The organism is Pantoea vagans (genome assembly GCF_001506165.1).
GTDB classification, from domain to species: domain Bacteria; phylum Pseudomonadota; class Gammaproteobacteria; order Enterobacterales; family Enterobacteriaceae; genus Pantoea; species Pantoea vagans_C.
The window spans coordinates 4,080,943-4,093,951 of sequence record NZ_CP011427.1; the positions used below are offsets into that span (position 1 = coordinate 4,080,943).

Consider the following 13,009-nt stretch of genomic DNA (forward strand, 5'->3'; position numbering starts at 1 on the left):
CCCTCAGGCCGCCCATATGTTTTCCGTCAGGTCCGCACCCATAATCGCTGACTTACCATCCCGCCAAATACGTTCACCAGCAGGCCGAGAATGATCACTAATGCCCCGATGATCTCCTGCGGGGAGAGGGTTTCGTCGAGCACCAATGCCGCACTGAGAATGCCCACCACCGGCACCAGCAGTGAAAGCGGTGCAACACGCCAGGTTTCATAACGGCTGAGCAAGTTACCCCAAATCGCATAACCGACAATGGTAGCCACAAAAGCGAGATAAATCAGCGCCAACACCGTCTGCAATGAGATGTTGAGCAGGCTGGTGACGATCTCCGCTTCTCCATCAAACCACCAGGAGCAGGCGAAAAAGGGCACCACCGGCACCAGCGCACTCCATACCACCAGAGACATCACCGGCACATTGCGATTACGCAAAATGATCTTGTTGGTGATATTGCCCAAACCCCAGGACAGCGCCGCCGCTAAGGTCAGCATCATGGTGGTCAGCGTAATACCCGCCGTGGTTTGCCCCTCCATCCCTGCGGTTGCCAGCATAAACATGCCGAGTGTCGCCACGAAAATGCCGGCGATATGGTTCCAGCGCAGCTTTTCTGCCAGAAACAGCGCCCCAAGCAGCAGGGTAAAGAACGCCTGCGCCTGCAACACCAGTGAGGCCAGGCCCGCAGGCATGCCGAGTTTAATGGCGAGGAACAGGAAGGCGAACTGACCAAAGCTGATGGTCATGCCGTACACCACCAGCCAGCGCAGCGGGATCTGCGGCCGCTTCACAAAGAAGATCGCCGGGAAGGCCACCAGGGCAAAGCGCAGCCCCGCCAGCAAGAACGGTGGCATATCGTGCAGACCCAGCTTGATCACCACAAAATTCACCCCCCATGCCACCACCACACACAGCGCTAACATCATATCTTTTACTGACATACAGGTTCCTTACAGCCGCTTCAGGCGGTCGCCGTCACCGGAGTGGCGATGTCTGCACAACAGTCATCACCGACTACATCAAAGAAATCATTCACATTCAGCGCCACAGAGCGCTCCAGCGCCCCGGCGTTAAACCACAAGGTGCCGACATCGCGCAGGCGCGTATCAACCCGCAACGCCAGTCGGTCATCAAAACTAAACGGAGGGACAGCGCCCATCACACATTCAGTCAGTGCCTGCGCCTGCTCTGGCGCGGCGAAGGTGGATTTCTTGCCGCCAATGGCACGCGCGGCACTCTTGAAGTTGATCTTGCAGTCGCCCGGCACGATTGCCAGCAGGTAGCGTGCTTCCGCCCCCTCCGGCATGGTGACCTCCAGCACCATCGCTTTGGCCGCTTGATGGAGATCGTTACCGCGAATCGCACTGATCACGTCGGTTTGGCCGATGGCTTCATGCTCCACCACGCGGTAGTCGGCGCGGTGTTCATCCAGTAGGGCAATCACTTTCTCATAGGTATTCATACTCTTTTCCTCGTCGAAGGCCTGGCGTTAACTCCAGGCAATGGCGTGCTTCATTTTTTTGTCGGTCAGGCCAAAGAAAAAGCCCATGGTGATTCGCGTGTCGCCTTCCACGCGATCAATCTCGTGATAAAACGCCGGGTTAAACAGATAGATATCGCCGCTGCGCGGAGAGAATTCGCACACTTCGCTGTCTTCTACCACGCCGCTCTGATAGCCGAGTTCGCCCTGGGTTTTGAAACGTTCATCAACCGGCTGCCACTTCTTGTTGAAGATGCGCAGTTCACCGCCCGCGTTGCACTCCTGCAAACAGACCACACAGCTCAGCTGATGCAGAATCTGCGTCACCGCCAGACCACTGCCAGCGGCATCGCGCACGATGTTGTCGTTATGCAGTGGATTGGCGACGCCGTTGGCGTGGAAGCGCACGATGGAACCGGCATAGTGGCCCAGATCGGGTTCGCTGGCGGTTTGCAGGCTGTCCAGACGCAATGAGTGCTTAACCCAGTTGTAAACCTGGTCGCGCAGGCAGTGCAGTGATGGCGGCAACGCAGGCTGAATATCGCGCAGCTCGGTGAAGTAGTTTTCCGGCTCGCGGGTGTGTTTGGCCAGATAAGGGCCAAGTGTGGTCAACGCGCCATTGGGATAGTGCGATACGCGAACCTGCTCGCGGCACTGCTGTAAATCATCCACTACCGCTTCGCGCACGTCTGGCGTGAGGAAATTTCGCAACACCAGCAATGGCACACGAGCGGTGACGATGTCATCCAGCCAGGCGCTTTCGACAAACATCTTCGGATTGATAACGCGTATCTGATTGAAAATGGCCATGCTGATCACTCCCCCAATGGAAATTCATAAAGTTCATGGTTGTGCATACGACGCCAGTCAGACGCCGCGCCCAGTGCTGGAATAGGTTCAGAAGCGATAATTGTGGTGTTGTTGTGATGCAGGTGGTGCAGCGTGAAATAGTTGGGATAAGGCGTATCTTCAGGATGCCACTGCCACGCCCAGGCTTTCTCTCGCGTAACGAAAATCGCATTGGCGGCGCTGCCCCCCGGTGCGACGCGCGCCATTTTGTCGCGCAGGTAGTCGCGGGTGAAATCGGCTGGCGTGGCCTGTTTGACCATGTACTCAAGGTATTCGGCGGAGTCGAAGCGGGATTCTGCCATGCCAAGCTGGGCATACACCGTGGGCAAAAAACCGTTATGCATCATGTGCCACTGTGTGGCGCCACTGGTTCGCCACAGCGGATGAGAGAATTCGATGCCCTGATTTTTGCTCAACGTGGCATGACGCACATGCACCGCCAGAAAACGGCAGTGGCGCAGGCGATCAACATCAATGCCCGGTAAGGCATCGGCGAAGGTGCCGGTGCCGTGCAGGGTGCGAATGTGCCCCTGTTCCAGCCATAAACAGCCCCAGCCGTTAGGATGCTGCTTAATCGGACCTTCATGCGTGGCGGTTTCCCCACAACTCATGGCGCGCGCGGCATCCAGCACCGCGGCGGCGTCGAACTGGCCGTGAGCCACAATCATTCTGCACATAGTAAATCTCTCCGTGTGGCTAAGGTCGGCACCGCGAGAATATGGTTGAACACCGCCAGTACCTCATCACGGCTGCTGGCGGCGAGACGGAAGGTGGCGAGAATTCCGGCATGGCGGGTGAGATCGGCATACAGCGAAGAGCGGGACGACACCTCCAGCACCGGCAGATTCAGCGGCGGCAGGAGCTGCCCGCGCTGATGCTGTGCAATCCAGCGCTCGGCGGCGTCATGCTGGAGACGCTGGCGCAAACGCAAACGTCCAATCGCTTGCGGCTGTGGCGGGAAGTGCAAAGCGGGTAAACCGCGCCCGGCTTCAATCTGGAACGCCACTTCTGCCCAGTTGATGCCGGTAACCTCTTCCACCAGATTCACCACCCCCATGCCTGATAAGCGGAAGCCCATTTCGAGGAAGTGCGGCTCACCGTTTACCATGATGAAGTCGATGTGGAATGCGCCCTGGCGATAGCCAAAGGTTTCGCAGCAGAAGCTCATCAGGCTGACAAACGCGGCAGGCAGCTGTTGCGCTGCCATAGCAACATGGCCGGATTCGTAGAAGCTGATACTGCCTTCCTCATCAATCTGGTGCTCGATCACCTTCTGACAGCAGGTCAGCGCCACCGCATGACCGTTATCCACCACGCCCTGCAGCGAGTATTCATCGCCCGCCAGCCAGCTCTCGACAATAAAGCCGCTAAAGCCGCGTCCGCCGTAGTTCATGGTTTCCACCAGCTTGGCGACGGCGGCATCCAGCTGGCTGGGTTCTTCTACTAACCAGATACCCAGCCCGCCGCCCCCATCAACCGGTTTGATCACGCAGGGGTAAAGCAGCGCATCACGCGCGTCACGAATACTGAGCGGCGAGGCGAAGAAGCGGAACTCCGGCTGGGGAAAGCGCGGCCAGGCTTTGCGTAACGCCATGCGCTGCGCATATTTGTCCGGTGGAATAAAACAGGGACCGGCATCCGGCCCGGCCAGCAACTCACGCACGCGACCGGCGCTGGCGTTGTAGGCTTCGAAGCCTGCCAGTACCACCTGAGGGTGTTCCAGTAACCCGGCCCGCAGGCATGCCTGCAACACATCCCACGGATTTTCCGGGCGATCGAGACGCACAATCAGATCGAACGGGAGCTGAAGGCTAAGGCTCTGGTAGTCGACGAAGTCGCCCATCTCTGCCAGCACGGTAAAATAGCCTTCACGTTTTGCCACCGCGCAATAGGGATTTTGTCCGTCACGGGTGGCACCAATCTGCAGGAAAATCTTTCTCATCGCGTCGCCTTACCGGGTTAACGCCCGGAGATCACTTCCGTAACGATGTCTTGCAAGGCACCGTTGTTGACCTGAATCACGGCTTTATGTGGATCGAAACGCAGCACGCGCGACAGCGCATCACCACGCGTTCCGTCCAGCAAGGTGTTGACCTGTGCGCTGCGCCAGCACTGGCGCATTTGCGCAATCGTCAGACCCGAAAGCCGTTCCAACTGCTGAGCCAGCAGCACGTCATCACTGTCACTGCTGAGCAGCGCACGCACCGCCTGCTCATCTGGTGCATCGGTTAACTGCTGTAACCAGGCATTGAGCTGGTGGCCCTGCGCGATAAACGGCGAATAGATCATGCACACCAACTGTGTCTCATTCAGGCCAAAAGCCTGTTCAGCAAAGCGGGCGGCACGCTCACGCGCCCGTTCTATCGCTGCATCGTCCTGATAACGCGCGGCCATTTCGCTGATCAGCTGCGGCGGGAAATCTTTCTTCTCCATCAAGCCGAGGGCAAAGCGCACATATTCGCGAATGCCTTCGGCGTAGCTGCGCTGCATCAGCGTCTCCGCACGCAGACCGCGAATATGTGCCATTAACGTCGGGTTACCGCAGTCCGATTCGGAGAAGCTGAACATCAGTTCATCAAAGCGGAAATGCATGAATTCAGTGAGCAGGGCCCAGTGCGCACCGGCTTCATAGGCGGTGTCCTGGTAGATATTGAAGAACAGGGGATCGCGCTCAAGCTGCCAGGTAATGCGATGCGCAGGCGTGACCTGATCGGCACCGTAGATATCGGCAAAATAGCGCTCTGCCACGCCATCCAGGGTTTGCAGGAAACCGCTAAAGCCGCGTGATTTATCCGCCACAGGCGCATCAAACAGGCGTGACAAGTGGCGCGCCCAGGCGAGGTAGGCGGTCTGCTCCTGTGGGGAATCACCGGTGATGATCACATCGACGCCGCCCGCGTAGTGCGCCGCCAGGCCAAAGGAGTTCACCATACTGAGGTTGCAGGCGTTGCAGAAGGTGGAACGTGCATCGGCGCGAAAACGGTGGCCATTCATCAGCACATCGTTGCGATTCTGCTGGCGCACGCTGTCGGGCATCGGTAAGTGGCGATCGAAAGCGCGGATCTGCAAGCCATCGGTCACCAGGCACTCGGTAAAATCATCGTTGTGGATGCGCAAAGCGCGGTACACGCGGTCAATATTCTCCATCACGCTGTCATTCATCGCCGCGTGACGGTTAGTGCTGATACGGAGCTGGAAGGTGCTGCCCTGCTGTTGCCAGATCAGCCCCTGAATGTAACGCACATAGGCCACCATGTAGCTGCTGTCTTTACCGCCGCCATACGCAAGCAGCACGCGGTTGCGAGCAGGATTTTCACTATCGGGTAGGGCATCGAGTAAACGGCGAGAGCAGCGTTGAGCAGAATCGATAATGGCGGGTGTCAGGTAGCCTTCTATTTCTCTCATCATGGTGGGCAGATTATTCATTTTTTGACTTCATCCTTTGGCGATTAAAAACGCGTTTGCCGTGCTGGCGGCAAACCACGGGAAAAGGAAACGCAATGAATGTCTGAAGCTGAATTAACAGATGCAACCTAAAGTACTTTGAATGTAATCTGAGGGATACGCACAGATGTGTACGATATGGGGTGGAACAGATGACGGCTGGAGCGAGTGAACAGGAGAGTCAGAGTAGTCGTTACCGTCAGATCGCAGAGCAGATAAAACAAGCCATTCACAGCGGATCGCTGCCGCCGGACAGCCGTTTACCTTCAGTGCGTACGCTGGCCACACAGTACAGTGTCAGCATGACCACCGCGTTGAAAACATTACGCACGCTGGAGGATGAGCACTACGCTGTGGCGCGTCCTAAGTCCGGTTTTTTTGTCGCGCCACGTAAGGTGGAAAAGTCACTGCCTGTGCCACTTAACAGCGAACAGCCGCGCGAAGTGGCGCCGCTGGATGAGCAAACCGAACTGCATCTGGCGATGCTGGGCTCCGATTGTCGCGTCAGGCTGGATCTGGCGAACGGCGATATTTCCCTCTATCCGGTTAAGAAAATTGGCCTGCTGATGCGTCAGATGGGTTACAGCAAACCGGCACTGTTGGGTAACACGGTGAAAGGCACCGGCTATGCGCCACTCAAGGCAGAAATCGCCCGACGCGCAGTGGATTATGGCTGCAATATCAGCGCGGATGACATCCTGATCACCAATGGCTGCATCGAAGCCATTTCACTCGCTTTGCGCGCCACCACGCGTCCTGGTGACATCGTGGCGGTGGAGTCACCTTGCTACTTTGTGCTGTTACAGATGCTGCACAACCTCAACCTGCGGGTGATTGAAGTTGAAGCTGGGCCTGAGGGCTACGTTAACGTCTCCAAGCTTACGGCGTTGTTCCAGCGCAAAGCGGTGCAGGCGTATCTCACCATCAACAACATCAATAATCCGCTGGGCAAAAGCATTCCCAACGAGCAGAAGGCCTACATCGCGCGTCAGGCTGATGAAAACGATGTGGTGATTATCGAGGACGATATCTTTGGTGACACCGCGTTTGGCGAGCGGCGTCCGTTCCCGATGCGCGCTTTCAGCCCAAATGCCATCCTGTGCAGCGGCTTTTCAAAAACCGTGGCACCCGGCATTCGCATTGGCTGGGTGCACAGCAGCAACTACATGCGCAAGATTGCCTCACTGAAGTACACCACCAGCATGGGCACCTCGGTACTTTCACAGGCGGCGATTGCTGAACTGCTGCGCAGTGGCGGCTACGATGCGCACCTGCGCAAACTGCGCCGTGAGCTGAAGAATCAAATCCACCATATGCGCCAGGCGGTGCTGCGCTATTTCCCGGCGGGCACGCGCGTATCAGAGCCGGAGGGCGGGTACGTATTGTGGGTGGAGATGCCGATGCAGGCGTTAAACGTGCGCGCTCTGTTTCTAAAAGCGCGCAACGCGGGGATCGGCATTGCGCCGGGGCATATCTTCGCCACTGACCACCGCTACGATCACTGTTTCCGACTCAACGCCGGGTTTGGCTGGAATGCTGAAGTGGAAGAGGCGATCAAACAGCTGGCACAGTGGTGCCAGCTGTCGTTAACAGCGGATTAAGCAGCCTTTAAAGCTTATCCAGCTCTTCCGCCAGAATCTGTACCGCGCGTTCAATCTTCTCTGCATCCGGCACATAGTTCATGCGCATACACTGATGGGTATGCGGCCACGCTTGTTCCAGACCAGGGAAGAAGAAGTGACCTGGCACCATCAACACGCCGCGTGCCTTCAGGCGTTGATACAGCGCTTCGGTGCTGATCGGCAAATCGCGGAACCACAGCCAGAGGAAAATCGCCCCTTCAGGTTTGTGGATCAAGCAGCGGTCTTCCGGCAGATAGCGACGCAGAATCGCAATCGTCTCGCTCACCTTGGACTGATAGAACGGCTTGATCACCTCTTCTGACAGACGCAGCAAATCACCACGCGCAATCATCTCATTGGCGATCGCCGGACCAATGCTGCCCGGCGCCAGGCTGATTATGCCGTTCATGTTGCCAATGGCGCTGATGGTGTTCTCATCGGCGACGATAATGCCGCAACGTGCACCAGGCAGGCCGAGTTTCGACAGGCTCATGCACAGTATGGTATTCGGGTTCCACAGCGGACGCGCTTCGCTAAAGATGATGCCGGGGAAAGGCACACCGTAGGCGTTATCAATCAGTAGCGGCACGCCGTGTTGCTGCGCCAGCGCATCCAGTTGCATCAGTTCGTCATCGGTGATCACGTTGCCAGTCGGATTGGTCGGACGCGACACGCAAATCAAGCCCACATCATCATTCAGCGGCAGGTGCTCGAAATCGACGTGATACTTAAACTGGCCTTCTGGCAACAGCTCAATGTTCGGTTTAGCGGAAACGAACAGATCCTCTTCTAACCCTGCATCGGCATATCCGAGATACTCCGGTGCCAATGGGAACAGCACGCGTTTCTTACTGCCGTCTGCGCGACGACCCGCGAACAGGTTAAACAGGTAGAAAAACGCACTCTGGCTGCCGTTGGTGAGCGCAATGTTCTGTGCCGTAATCGGCCAGCCCAGCTCTTCCCGCAGCATCTTCGCCAGTGAATCCAGCAGCAACGCTTTGCCACGCGGGCCATCGTAATTGCACAGCGCTTCGCTCAGCTTGCCGTCCTGATGCATCTGCTGGAGCAGCTGATTAAAGTAGTCATTGATGGCCGGGATCTGCGCCGGGTTGCCGCCGCCAAGCATAATGGTGCCAGGTGTGCGCAGGCCTTCACCCATGTCTTCCATCAGACGTGAGATGCCGGAATGTTGAGTAAATTTGTCGCCGAACTGAGAAAAGGACATAGGAAGTTAAAACATTGTGATCGGGAATGGGCAACCACCATAGCGCCCGCGGCGGGCAGGCGCAATGGCTAAAGCAGCGGGCTTAACCTTGAATCTGTGGGTTAACGCAGTTTTTCTCAACTTTGCCGCTCAGTGCGGCAATCAGGTTATCCACCGCATCACGTGCCATACCGTAGCGCGTTTCATGGGTGGCAGAACCGATGTGCGGCAGGGCCACCACGTTCGGCAGCTTGAGCAGTTCCGCATTAGCGGGAACCGGCTCCACTTCAAACACGTCCAGACCCGCTGCATGAATGGTGCCGTCCTTCAGTGCGGCGGTCAGTGCCTGTTCATCCACTACCGGACCACGGCCTGCGTTAATCAGAATCGCGCTGGATTTCATCTGCTTAAGCTGTGCTGCGCCGATCATGTGGTGCGTCTGTTCGGTCAGCGGCAGGCTGATGCAGACAAAATCGCTTTCTTTCAGCAGTGTTTCCAGGTCACAGGCGCGCGCGCCGAAACGCGTTTCCGCCTCTTCATGCTGACGACGAGCGTTATAGAGAATGTTCATGCCGAAGCCAAAGTGCGCACGCTGTGCCAGCGCCAGACCGATGCGGCCCATGCCGAGAATGCCGAGGGTTTTGTGATGCACATCGGTGCCGTAATATTCCGGGCCGATGCTCTTCTTCCATTCGCCCGCTTTGACCCATTTATCCAATTCCGTCACACGGCGGGCGGTGCTCAGCACCAGCGCCATCATGGTATCGGCCACGGTTTCAGTCAGCACGGTCGGGGTGTGCATCAGCAGCACTTTGCGTTGGTTTAGTGCCTCGACGTCAAAGTTGTCGTATCCCACCGACACCGTCGAGCAGGCACGCAACGCGGGCATCGCCGCCAGCAGATCGCCATTCACTTTCCCGCCGGAACCCAGCAAACCCTGCGCTTCAGCAAATTGCGCCGCGTGTTGCTGCACGGTTTCTGGCGCAACGTTATTCACTTCGGTCACGGTAAAATGGGCATCGAGCTTCGCGCGCAGGTCATCGGGCAGGCTCTTATACAGAATCACAGCAGGTTTCATCGTATCTCCCTCAAAATGTGTCGGGGAGGCCTTCAGGCCTCCCGTGGCAATGGACGCGCTAAGGCACATCCTTACGCGTGCTTTGCGCCATGAATCGGCGATGTTTTGTTCTCAGCCGGTTTGACAATCAACGTCAGCCATACCGAAACCAGCAGCGCGGCACCCATGAAAATGTAGGAAGCGGCGGGGCTGCCGGTCGCGCCATTAAGATAGCCCACAATCCAGGAACCGATAAAGGAACCGAGCGCACCCATGCTGTTGATCAGGGCCATGGCACCGCCTGAGACGTTACGCGGCAGCATCTCAGGAATGATGGCAAAGAACGGACCGTATGGCGCGTACATGGCACCTCCAGCAATCACCAGCAGCGTATAGGAGAGCCAGAAGTTGCTGGAACCCACCAGATACGAACCGAGGAACGCCAGCGCACCAATCAGCAGCAGCGGCCAGACAAACAGCTTACGATTTTGTGTTTTATCCGATGCCCAGGACACCACCACCATCGCGACAGTGGCGACCAGATACGGCACCGCAGAAAGCCAACCGGCTTCCACCATACCCATCTGCGTACCGTTACGCAAAATGGACGGCAGCCACAGCACGAAACCGTACACGCCGATGCTCCAGGCAAAATATTGCATGCACAGGATAATCACGTTGCGATTACGGAACGCTTCACCATAGTTGCGGACCGCTTTGATGCTCTCCTGCTCTTTCTGCAACTGTGCCTGCAGGGCAGATTTCTCTTCGTCGCTCATCCATTTGGCTTGTGCGGGTTTGTCCTGCACCAGGAACCACCAGGCCACCGCCCAAATCACGGCGGGAATGCCCTCGAAGATGAACATCTCGCGCCAACCGAAAGCGTTAATCAGATAGCCAGACACCACCGACATCCACAGCACTGTGACCGGGTTGCCGAGGATCAGGAAGGTATTAGCACGTGAACGTTCTGATTTAGTGAACCAGTTGCTGATGTAAATCAGCATCGCCGGCATCACCGCAGCCTCAACCACGCCGAGCACAAAACGGATGGCAGCCAGCATCGGGATATTGCTCACCACGCCGGTTAAAGAGGCGCAGCCGCCCCATAAAATCAGGCACCAGAAGATCAGCTTCTTCACGCTGCGGCGTTCGGCATACATCGCGCCGGGGATTTGGAAGAAGAAGTAGCCAAGGAAGAACAGGGCACCCAGCAGCGATGACATGCCTTTGGTGATGCCGAGATCGTCATTAATCCCTGCGGCAGAGGCGAAACTAAAGTTCGCCCGGTCCAGATACGCCAGACTGTAGGTGATAAACACGATGGGCATGATAAACCACCAGCGTTTTGGCGCGATTGTCTGCGATTTCATGGGTGACTCCTCTGTTTTGAGGCGGGCACATTCAGTGGATATGCCTCGGAATAGTGTTGTATACCCTTCATACTTCAAATTTCAGGTGCGTTGGCTACGTGCATTCTCCTCTGTCACTGACTTCAGTAAGCTCCCGAGGATTCATGCACTTGCCGCCTTCCTGAAATTTGAATTATTTTGGGTATCTCGAATTATTTTGGGTATAGAGACAGAAGGATTAGCCAGGTACGCACTTATGGCGACCGGTGATTAATAATCCCCCAGCGCTGCTCGCGTGGGCAGCCCTTCGCTGTCGCCCGCGACCTGAATCGCCAGCGAGCCGATTTTATTGCCACGCAGAATCGCCTGCGGCAGTGATTGACCTTCCAGCAGTGCGCTAATCAGCCCCACGGCAAAACCATCGCCCGCACCAACGGTATCCACCACGTTCTCGACCAGAATCGGCGCGACCGAGCCTTTTTCGCCCTCAGCGGTTTTGTACCAGGCACCGTCGCAGCCGGTTTTGATCACCACGGCACGCACGCCTTTATCAAGATAGAAATCAGCGATAGCTTCCGGCTGGCGATAGCCGGTGAGGATCAGCCCCTCTTTCTCGCCTGGCAGCACCCAGTCTGCGTACTCTGCCAGCCCATTCAGTTGCTTGCGCATCTCTTCTTCACTGCGCCACAGCACCGGGCGCAGATTGGGATCAAAGGAGATGGTTTTACCGCGTACGCGCATCTCCTTGGCAGCATGTTTGCTCAGTTCCAGTGAACTGGCGGAGATCGCGGCGGCCACACCACTCAGATGCAGATGGCGTGCACCCCCGAAGTAATCGGCGTCGAAGTCATCGGGTGACAGATGGCTGGCGGCAGAGCCCTGGCGGAAATACTCCACTTCAGGGTCTGAACCGTCATCGACGCGCGACTTGAGCTGAAATCCAGTGCGGTAGCGCGCATCCGTGGTCACACAGTGATGATCGACATTCTCTTTCGCCAACTGCTGCAAGGTAAAGCGTCCGAAGCTGTCGTCGCCGACGCGGCTGACCCAACCGACCTGCAAGCCCAATCGCGCAAGCCCGATCGCGACATTCAGTTCCGCGCCGGCAATGCGTTTAACGAAGTGGTCAGCCGCTGCGAGATCGCCCGCCTGTTGCGCGATAAACATCGCCATCGCTTCGCCTATCGTCACCACATCAAGTCGCTTCATGGTCGACTCCTTACACCGCACGCAGCAGATCAACGTAGTGACGGGTTACCGCCAGCAGATCTGCGCCTTCCAGCGGGAACTCAATGCCGCGCGGCGCATCTTTTGGCAGTGCACTGAGCAGCGGTCGCCAGCTTCCGTCGGTTTCATCCAGCGCGATGGCGCGGAACGTCTCACCGTGCGGTACGGCGGCCTTAACATGGATGTAGCTGACGTAGCGGCTCAGCTGTTCTGCGGCTTGCAGAGCGTCTTCACCTGTCCACACCCAGTTAGCCATGTCGAAAGTCATATCCAGCGGTAACGCCGCATCACAGGCGCGATGGAAGAAGTTCACCATCGGCGCGAGTTTGCTGTCAGGCGTTTGATCATTTTCGACCACCAGCGTCACCGGCGATGCCGCCAGCACCTCAACCAACTGCGGATCAGAGAGGCCGACGAAATGGCCGAGGGCGATTTTAAGCCGCTTGGCACCGATCTGTTCGGCTTCTAACAAGAACTGGGCCAGGCGCGGGTTCAACGTGCCATCTTCTAACCACAACGCCTCGGGTACCGAGTAACTGGCACTGAGTTGCTGCTCAGCCAGTGCCTTGTTCAGCGTGTGCAAACGCAGCAAATCGTCTTCGCTGAACAGTTCGCGACGGATTTCTACGCCATCTGCGCCCGCGGCTTTAATCATCGGCAGCAGTGCCGTTTGCCCGCCCAGTTCCGCGACTTTCTGTGTGCCGTAAGCGGCGGTGACCACGATAATTTCCGGATGTGCCATTTTCGATTCTCCTTGAGGCCGTTGCGTCTGAAACACGCACC

General features: G+C 57.1%; 12 protein-coding genes. 1 reads left to right on the top strand and 11 read right to left on the bottom strand.

Annotated elements, in window-relative coordinates; all coding sequences use genetic code 11:
- Window positions 1-26: 26 nt before the first annotated feature.
- From LK04_RS18845 to LK04_RS18870, 6 genes are read right to left on the bottom strand one after another with little or no spacing between them, the layout of a single operon-like run.
- Entirely contained in the window at window positions 27-932 is a 906-nt protein-coding gene (locus LK04_RS18845) for an EamA family transporter (RefSeq protein WP_039332039.1), read from the bottom strand.
- A gap of 20 nt (window positions 933-952) precedes the next feature.
- Window positions 953-1,453: a YbaK/EbsC family protein gene (locus LK04_RS18850; protein ID WP_039332041.1), complete on the bottom strand. Its 501-nt coding sequence runs from the start codon at window positions 1,451-1,453 to the stop codon at window positions 953-955.
- Window positions 1,454-1,480: 27 nt separating this feature from the next.
- Window positions 1,481-2,281, bottom strand: coding sequence for a 2OG-Fe(II) oxygenase (locus LK04_RS18855; protein ID WP_039332088.1), 801 nt, complete (start codon window positions 2,279-2,281; stop codon window positions 1,481-1,483).
- 5 nt (window positions 2,282-2,286) lie between these two features.
- On the bottom strand, window positions 2,287-2,997 hold the full coding sequence (locus LK04_RS18860; RefSeq protein WP_039332044.1) for a class II glutamine amidotransferase: 711 nt from the start codon (window positions 2,995-2,997) through the stop codon (window positions 2,287-2,289).
- Window positions 2,985-4,262, bottom strand: coding sequence for an ATP-grasp domain-containing protein (locus LK04_RS18865; protein ID WP_039332046.1), 1,278 nt, complete (start codon window positions 4,260-4,262; stop codon window positions 2,985-2,987). The genes LK04_RS18860 and LK04_RS18865 overlap by 13 nt, the downstream gene beginning before the upstream one ends.
- A gap of 17 nt (window positions 4,263-4,279) precedes the next feature.
- On the bottom strand, window positions 4,280-5,746 hold the full coding sequence (locus LK04_RS18870; RefSeq protein ID WP_039332048.1) for a hypothetical protein: 1,467 nt from the start codon (window positions 5,744-5,746) through the stop codon (window positions 4,280-4,282).
- Between the two features lie 170 nt (window positions 5,747-5,916).
- Between LK04_RS18870 and LK04_RS18875 the strand changes: the two genes are divergently transcribed.
- Entirely contained in the window at window positions 5,917-7,365 is a 1,449-nt protein-coding gene (locus LK04_RS18875; protein WP_039332051.1) for a PLP-dependent aminotransferase family protein, read from the top strand.
- Between the two features lie 7 nt (window positions 7,366-7,372).
- On the opposite strand, the gene LK04_RS18880 is transcribed toward LK04_RS18875, so the two are convergent.
- The 5 genes from LK04_RS18880 to LK04_RS18900 all read right to left on the bottom strand — a co-directional run bounded on the left by LK04_RS18880 (window position 7,373) and on the right by LK04_RS18900 (window position 12,968).
- The gene (locus LK04_RS18880) at window positions 7,373-8,611 is read right to left on the bottom strand and encodes a valine--pyruvate transaminase (RefSeq protein WP_039332052.1); all 1,239 of its coding nucleotides are present in this window, start codon (window positions 8,609-8,611) and stop codon (window positions 7,373-7,375) included.
- An 82-nt stretch (window positions 8,612-8,693) separates the two neighbouring features.
- Window positions 8,694-9,668, bottom strand: coding sequence for a glyoxylate/hydroxypyruvate reductase GhrB (gene ghrB / locus LK04_RS18885; protein ID WP_039332054.1), 975 nt, complete (start codon window positions 9,666-9,668; stop codon window positions 8,694-8,696).
- A gap of 71 nt (window positions 9,669-9,739) precedes the next feature.
- Window positions 9,740-11,020 carry an MFS transporter gene (locus LK04_RS18890; RefSeq protein WP_039332056.1) on the bottom strand — a complete coding sequence of 427 codons (1,281 nt, stop codon included), beginning with the start codon at window positions 11,018-11,020 and terminating at the stop codon, window positions 9,740-9,742.
- Between the two features lie 249 nt (window positions 11,021-11,269).
- On the bottom strand, window positions 11,270-12,208 hold the full coding sequence (locus LK04_RS18895) for a sugar kinase (RefSeq protein WP_039332059.1): 939 nt from the start codon (window positions 12,206-12,208) through the stop codon (window positions 11,270-11,272).
- Between the two features lie 10 nt (window positions 12,209-12,218).
- Window positions 12,219-12,968, bottom strand: a complete 750-nt coding sequence (locus LK04_RS18900; RefSeq protein ID WP_039332061.1) for a sugar phosphate isomerase/epimerase family protein — start codon at window positions 12,966-12,968, stop codon at window positions 12,219-12,221.
- Between the last annotated feature and the right edge of the window lie 41 nt (window positions 12,969-13,009).

What these genes read in the sequence shown, in the direction of transcription:
- LK04_RS18855 (WP_039332088.1), bottom strand. Translation starts at nt 2,281, where the DNA reads ATGGCCATTTTCAATCAGATACGCGTTATCAATCCGAAGATGTTTGTC.
- LK04_RS18865 (WP_039332046.1), bottom strand. Translation starts at nt 4,262, where the DNA reads ATGAGAAAGATTTTCCTGCAGATTGGTGCCACCCGTGACGGACAAAAT.
- ghrB (WP_039332054.1), bottom strand. Translation starts at nt 9,668, where the DNA reads ATGAAACCTGCTGTGATTCTGTATAAGAGCCTGCCCGATGACCTGCGC.
- LK04_RS18860 (WP_039332044.1), bottom strand. Translation starts at nt 2,997, where the DNA reads ATGTGCAGAATGATTGTGGCTCACGGCCAGTTCGACGCCGCCGCGGTG.
- LK04_RS18900 (WP_039332061.1), bottom strand. Translation starts at nt 12,968, where the DNA reads ATGGCACATCCGGAAATTATCGTGGTCACCGCCGCTTACGGCACACAG.
- LK04_RS18845 (WP_039332039.1), bottom strand. Translation starts at nt 932, where the DNA reads ATGTCAGTAAAAGATATGATGTTAGCGCTGTGTGTGGTGGTGGCATGG.
- LK04_RS18870 (WP_039332048.1), bottom strand. Translation starts at nt 5,746, where the DNA reads ATGAATAATCTGCCCACCATGATGAGAGAAATAGAAGGCTACCTGACA.
- LK04_RS18895 (WP_039332059.1), bottom strand. Translation starts at nt 12,208, where the DNA reads ATGAAGCGACTTGATGTGGTGACGATAGGCGAAGCGATGGCGATGTTT.
- LK04_RS18875 (WP_039332051.1), top strand. Translation starts at nt 5,917, where the DNA reads ATGACGGCTGGAGCGAGTGAACAGGAGAGTCAGAGTAGTCGTTACCGT.
- LK04_RS18880 (WP_039332052.1), bottom strand. Translation starts at nt 8,611, where the DNA reads ATGTCCTTTTCTCAGTTCGGCGACAAATTTACTCAACATTCCGGCATC.
- LK04_RS18850 (WP_039332041.1), bottom strand. Translation starts at nt 1,453, where the DNA reads ATGAATACCTATGAGAAAGTGATTGCCCTACTGGATGAACACCGCGCC.
- LK04_RS18890 (WP_039332056.1), bottom strand. Translation starts at nt 11,020, where the DNA reads ATGAAATCGCAGACAATCGCGCCAAAACGCTGGTGGTTTATCATGCCC.